At 46.4% G+C, this 2490-nt stretch carries 3 protein-coding genes; all 3 read right to left on the bottom strand.

From position 1 onward, the window contains the following. Positions 1–30 precede the first annotated feature (30 nt). Positions 31–1614, bottom strand: a complete 1584-nt coding sequence (locus FTU05_RS17505) for an IS66 family transposase (protein ID WP_180166189.1) — start codon at positions 1612–1614, stop codon at positions 31–33. 74 nt (positions 1615–1688) lie between these two features. After that, positions 1689–2024: an IS66 family insertion sequence element accessory protein TnpB gene (gene tnpB, locus FTU05_RS17510; protein WP_043974827.1), complete on the bottom strand. Its 336-nt coding sequence runs from the start codon at positions 2022–2024 to the stop codon at positions 1689–1691. Continuing rightward, positions 2021–2404, bottom strand: a complete 384-nt coding sequence (locus FTU05_RS17515) for a transposase (RefSeq protein WP_180166191.1) — start codon at positions 2402–2404, stop codon at positions 2021–2023. Before FTU05_RS17515 ends, tnpB begins: the two co-directional genes overlap by 4 nt. Between the last annotated feature and the right edge of the window lie 86 nt (positions 2405–2490).

Below are 2490 nucleotides of genomic sequence, written 5' to 3' on the forward strand. Positions count from 1 at the left end.
GTAAGCGTCCGCTGAATCCCATACCAATTTTTAATTCGATTCAGGTTTCCAGCAGTGCGGCAGCAATTCTTCAATTTGGGTCACTTTGTGTGTCGGCAGCCTTTTCAGCACATCACTTAAATAGGCATACGGATCCAGTCCATTCAGCTTTGCTGACTGGATTAAAGTCATGATATTGGCAGCTCGTTGGCCGCTGCGCAGCGAGCCAGCAAACAGCCAGTTCTTACGTCCCAACGCCCAGGGACGCATCTGATTTTCAATCCAGTTATTATCTATAGGCAAATTACCATCATCCAGATAGCGGCAGAGTGCCTGCCAACGTTTTAGGCTGTAATTGATCGCCTTGGCAGTTGGAGAACTCGATGGCACCGTCAGATAATGTTGGTTGAGCCATTCATACAGTTGTTGCATCACCGGTTGACTATGCTGTTGCCGATATTCGCGGCGCTGTTCTGCTGTACTATCGGTCTTTTTCCTGAGTTCTGCTTCTATGGCATACAGTTTCTGAATCAGCACTAATGCCTGTTCAGCAACCTGACTTTTTTTGGTCACATGCAGTTCATGGAATTTACGACGTGCATGGGCCATGCAGCCCACCTCAATGACCTGGCCTGATTTAAAGCGTGCTTTATAACCACTGTAATCATCACAGACCAGATGACCCTGCCAGTCTTTCAGGAACTCTTCAGCATGCTGACCTGAACGGCTATCCTGAAAGTCATAGATCACCGCCTGAACTGGATTGTACTGTGTGGTGGCATAGGCCCAGACATAACCTTTCTTCGGTTTTTTCTCATTCTCACCCATCCGCATAATGGTGACTGGTGTTTCATCTGCATGCAGCACCTGCTGTTGCAGCACCACCTCTTTTAAGGCATTGGCCAGAGGCTCCAGTTCCACACCGCAGCGACCAATCCAGTCAGATAAAGTGGATCTGGACAGATCAATGCCAGCCCGCTGATAGATCAGGCGCTGACGGTACAGCGGCAAATGATCGGCATACTTCGATACCAGCACATGGCTGAGCAGTTCAGGTGAAGCAATGCCTTTATCAATCACATAGGCAGGCATCGCTTGCTGAGTCAGGGTGTCACACTGATCACAGACCCATTTGCCACGAACATGCTGTTCCTTGTAGAACTGTGCCGGTCTGAAATGCAGTTTTTCACTGATATCTTCGCCGATACGACGGAGTTGGCAGCCACAACTGCATTGGGTTGATGCAGGTTCATGCTCAATACGGATGGTGTGTAGATGATCTGGCAGCAGTCGACGTTTAGGTTTATTGGTTTTGGCTTTCTGTGTCGCTGCATCGGTTTTATCTGCATTTAATCGTTCTAATTCCAGATCAACGGCTGCGATATCTTCTTCGACCGCTTCGTCCCATAGATGGATTTGTTTTGCCGTTAAGTGTTCATTCTTTTGGGCGAATTTATGCTTTTTAAACAGCGCCAGTTCATGCTCGTATTTTTGATTGAGAATAGAAAGATGCTGAACTTTGGCATCCAATTCTTGATTTGATTGTGCCAGAGACTGATGCTGCATCGCCAACTGCCGGGTAAATTCCAGCAGTTGTTCATGGGTCAGTTGGCTTAAGTCAGGCAGTGTATTCATGACCGCAGTATGCCTGAGGTCATGACGCAGAGGAAATAGAACGTTTGGAGAATAGTAGAATGTAGCAGCCTAGTTTAGAGCATTGTGACCACTTGCTGTCGTCCAATGCGCTGCCAGGGCAAACCCTGAATGAGTGCCTGTAACTGTTCTGGACTGAGAGCTACATTTTCACCCTGGTGAACTTTAGCCCAGTGGAATTTTCCCTGTTCCAGCCGCCGGGCACACAGCCAGATGCCCAGTCCATCATGTACCAGCACTTTCATGCGATGGCCACGTTTATTACAGAACAGGTAAGCACAATGCGGTTTGATGTAGCCAAAGGCTCTCACCACCTGAGCCATGGCAGTATCCATTCCTGCACGCATGTCCATGGGCTGAGTAGACAACCAGATTTCATCAATGCGGATCATGTTGCAAGTGCCTTGAGTAATTCTGCTAAAGCAGATATTTCTGATACTTGCCATTTCAAGCCAATTTCTGCTTTTGAGTGGGGTAAGGTAATTTGAACCGTTAACATGTCAGTAGGAGTAGGATCTAATGGTGCAGAGCAAGATAAGGCAATAAATGCAGGTTTATTCAGTAGTGGTGAGCGATTACTCCCTAGCTTAGCATCAATTAAGCGAATCCATTTGGATACAAGATTTGTATTCAATCCATGTTGCAAAGCGACTGAAGCAATTGAAACGTCTGGTGCTTTACAAGCCTGAACGATCTGCTGTTTAAATTCAGCACTGTATGTTCTTCGTTTTTTCGCAAGAGATACGATGGATGTCTGATTATTTGTAGTCATAAATTTAAGTCCCCACTTGTTTTTAAGTGGGGACTAAATTAAGGCTTATAGGATGAATTCATAAGGTGTGTTCAGCGGACGCTTAC

Origin of the sequence: Acinetobacter sp. YH12049 (assembly GCF_013419875.1) — a bacterium.
In the GTDB taxonomy this organism is placed as follows: domain Bacteria; phylum Pseudomonadota; class Gammaproteobacteria; order Pseudomonadales; family Moraxellaceae; genus Acinetobacter; species Acinetobacter amyesii.

Excerpts from the sequence above, each read along its gene's own strand:
- FTU05_RS17505 (WP_180166189.1), bottom strand. The coding sequence starts at position 1,614 with ATGAATACACTGCCTGACTTAAGCCAACTGACCCATGAACAACTGCTG.
- tnpB (WP_043974827.1), bottom strand. The coding sequence starts at position 2,024 with ATGATCCGCATTGATGAAATCTGGTTGTCTACTCAGCCCATGGACATG.
- FTU05_RS17515 (WP_180166191.1), bottom strand. The coding sequence starts at position 2,404 with ATGACTACAAATAATCAGACATCCATCGTATCTCTTGCGAAAAAACGA.